At 39.4% G+C, this 2,963-nt stretch carries 4 protein-coding genes; 2 read left to right on the top strand and 2 right to left on the bottom strand.

The window, feature by feature from the left end; all coding sequences use genetic code 11:
• On the top strand, positions 1–1,098 hold a 1,098-nt coding region (locus AC1DRF_RS21455), incomplete at its 5' end, for an MFS transporter (protein WP_477741639.1).
• A 184-nt stretch (positions 1,099–1,282) separates the two neighbouring features.
• On the top strand, positions 1,283–1,729 hold the full coding sequence (locus AC1DRF_RS21450) for a GNAT family N-acetyltransferase (RefSeq protein ID WP_097825231.1): 447 nt from the start codon (positions 1,283–1,285) through the stop codon (positions 1,727–1,729).
• Positions 1,730–2,057: 328 nt separating this feature from the next.
• On the opposite strand, the gene AC1DRF_RS21445 is transcribed toward AC1DRF_RS21450, so the two are convergent.
• Entirely contained in the window at positions 2,058–2,414 is a 357-nt protein-coding gene (locus AC1DRF_RS21445) for a hypothetical protein (protein WP_427075998.1), read from the bottom strand.
• Positions 2,415–2,481: 67 nt separating this feature from the next.
• Positions 2,482–2,963 (bottom strand): YitT family protein (locus AC1DRF_RS21440; RefSeq protein WP_477741638.1); only part of this gene is annotated, 482 nt, incomplete at its 5' end.

The following is a 2,963-nucleotide window of genomic DNA, read 5'->3' as shown; positions in this document are numbered from 1 at the left end:
GCGTTAATCAGCATTCTTTATGCTCAAAATAGTTCTCCTGTGCTGCTTTCATGCATTCCATTTACCATTACGACTGCTAAGTTTTTGAGCAGTTTTATTGTGCCTTTTCTTATAGATCGCTACAGGGCTAAGCGTATTCTTGTTGTGTCTCAGCTGTTAAAAACCAGTGTTTTATCTATGTTTTTCTTGTGGCATATGTCGCTTATCAGCATGCTGTGCTGCGTGGCGCTTATTGCTTTTTTCGATGGGTGGGCAGCTCCGGTTCAAAGCTCTATGCTTCCTCATTTAGTAGATAAAGAGAAGCTGTTGAAATGGAACAGTATGTTTAACGTCACTGATCAAACGATTCAAATTGCAGCCTATCCGCTTGGAAGCTTTCTGATCATTAGCTGGGAAGCTACTGGCCTTTTATGGCTGTCATTTTCGTTATTCAGTTTGTCAATCGTATTTATGCAGGCTATTCGCATTAACGCTCATTCTTCTAAAATGAAGCAAAAACAACAAGGGTTAAAAGAGGGATGGAAGCTAATTTGGCATTATCCGCGCCTGCGGGTTTTATTAGTCATGGAGGTTTTAGAAGGGATGGCTGCCGGCGTTTGGGCATCAGCAATTGTCTACGTGTTTGTGAAAGAGATATTAAATAAAAATGAAGCTTGGTGGGGATATATCAACAGCAGTTTTTTTGTTGGAACGGTTCTTGGAGGTTTCGTTTTGTTGAAGATTTCAGTTGAACAAGAGAAAAGTCTTTATCATATCGTAACACTAGGCAGTCTTTTATCAGGTTTCTTTACATTATTGTTCGGAGTGTTGCCTGCTCCTTTTCTTTCACTTTTACTTAGTTTTGCTATTGGCATTGCCCTTCAAATAAGCGCTACATGTTCTTACACGCTTACACAAACGGCCGTTCCTTTAGAAAAGCTTTCGAAGGTACTTTCCGCTACGCTTAGCGTTTCATATGTGACGTTTGGGCTTTCGGTGCTGCTGCTTGGAGCTGTTGCTTCGCTAAATGTAACGGCGGCGTTTCTAACAGCAGGAGGACTGATTGTAATCAGCGGCTGTGTAGGTTTATTCTTGCGAAATTATGCGCTTGCTAACTAAAAAAGGTTGCTATTTGCAACCTTTTTTTAAACATCGTATTTTCTCTCATCAACCATAAGCCGTATAAGGTTGTTTGCTTTAAATACCCCTTGTGTAAAAGTAGAGAGCTTTTCACGAAAACGAAAGGAAAAAGAGTATGGCTATCGAATTATGTTAAGAGCGTTGAGCTAAAAGGAGTGATTAAATGGTTGTCATTCGACAGGCGGTTGAAACTGATCGAGAGCGACTGGCTACGTTAATGCAAGAATATATAGTGAAATTCTGTGAGCAGCCTGCCCCTTCCAGGAAAGCTTTAACTTTACATATTAAGCGCTTATTGAATAATCCTTCCTATGGTATCCAGTTTGTTGCTGAATTGGAAGGGAAACTAGTAGGTTTTGCGACGGTGTACCTATCGTGGAACACCTATTATTTTAAAGAAACAGCCATCTTAAAAGACTTGTACGTATCTCCTTTAAACAGAGGAAATAAAATTGGTGAACGTTTGTTTAAGATCTGCCTGGCCTATTCTCAAAAGTATGAGTTTGCAGGGATGACCGCTGAGTGCAGCAGTGAAAATAAAGTGGCTCAAAACCTTTATCAAAAAATGAACGGTAAAGAAAATGCAGGGGTTCAATATCGTTTTTTTTAAGAGAAGTGCAGCTTTTACTTTTAAGACTTCTACTAAATGGCAAAAATATGTTATAGTATGAAAAGTGAAATTGATGAAAATGTCGGTGGGCTATATGTTAGATGATCGTATCAATAGTAGGGGGAAGTTGGACTAGCTGTTTGAAAGGCGGCCATCCTATTTTTAGTATAGCCGCAAGGAAGGAGCAGGACCTTGAAAAAAAATCCAATCTTAAACGCGTGGAAAATAGTAACTGCGACGGGCGGTTTTTTACTTGCGCTGTTTATCTTTAAAGTCCGAAAAGGAAGATAACCATATAAAGAAAGCTCCTCGATTGAGGAGCTTTTTATTATTTAGTAATAGGAAACGTCAAGGGAGTCACTGTTGATAAAGAATCTCTGTAAGAATGATAGGTGAAATAATGACGTGTTGGACTATAAATAGTCATGTAAAGTAAATAATCATATTTCGTTTCCATATAGAAAAAAAACCCGTCTGCGCGCAGTGTATAAAAAGAGTACGAAATCCCGAGCAGCGTTTGCTTTTGTACGCTTGTGCTTGGATTTTCTTTAATCCATTCATACAGTTCAAACACACTCACTCCTGGTGATGATTGCAGCGTATGTACTTTGTCATATAACTTATCAGATACATCGGAAACCGACTGTTTTAATTGGTGAAATAAGTTGGACATTTGTTCTTTCATAGTGGTGATCTCCTTTACCGGTAGTCAGCTATTAGCATGCTCAGAGAAATCCACGCTTATGTATAAGTTAGTGGATGGCTGATTTGAATTTGCCGCCATGCGCTTCTTGGGTATCCATAATGGTTGTAAAGGCATGCGGATCTATTTCGGAAATAATGGTTTTAAGCTTGGTAATTTCTAAACGCGTCACCACTACGTATATGACTTCTTTTTCCGTACCTTCAAATCCGCCTTTACCATACAGTTTCGTCACGCCACGGCCTAGACGATGCGTAATAGCATCTGATAGCTCTTCATAGTGATTTGAAACAATAAAGGCTGCTTTTGTTTCATCAAGTCCTTGAATAATCGCATCGATTGTTTTAGAAGCAATATAGTACGTAAGGATCGAGTACATGGCCTGTTCCCAACCTAGCACAAAACCTGCCCAAGCAAAAATGAAGATATTTAAAAACATCACAAATTCGCCCACAGAAAACGGGATTTTTTTTGTTAATAAAATACCTAAAATCTCAGTTCCGTCTAACGCTCCGCCGTGACGGATGACCG

Source organism: Priestia sp. P5_B4 (genome assembly GCF_056400385.1).
The sequence above is the reverse complement of the archived record's forward strand: the minus strand, read 5'-3'. Positions and strand labels throughout refer to the sequence as shown.

Bases quoted from the DNA above. Each gene is read 5' to 3' on its own strand.
- AC1DRF_RS21445 (WP_427075998.1), bottom strand. From the start codon at position 2,414: ATGAAAGAACAAATGTCCAACTTATTTCACCAATTAAAACAGTCGGTT.
- AC1DRF_RS21450 (WP_097825231.1), top strand. From the start codon at position 1,283: ATGGTTGTCATTCGACAGGCGGTTGAAACTGATCGAGAGCGACTGGCT.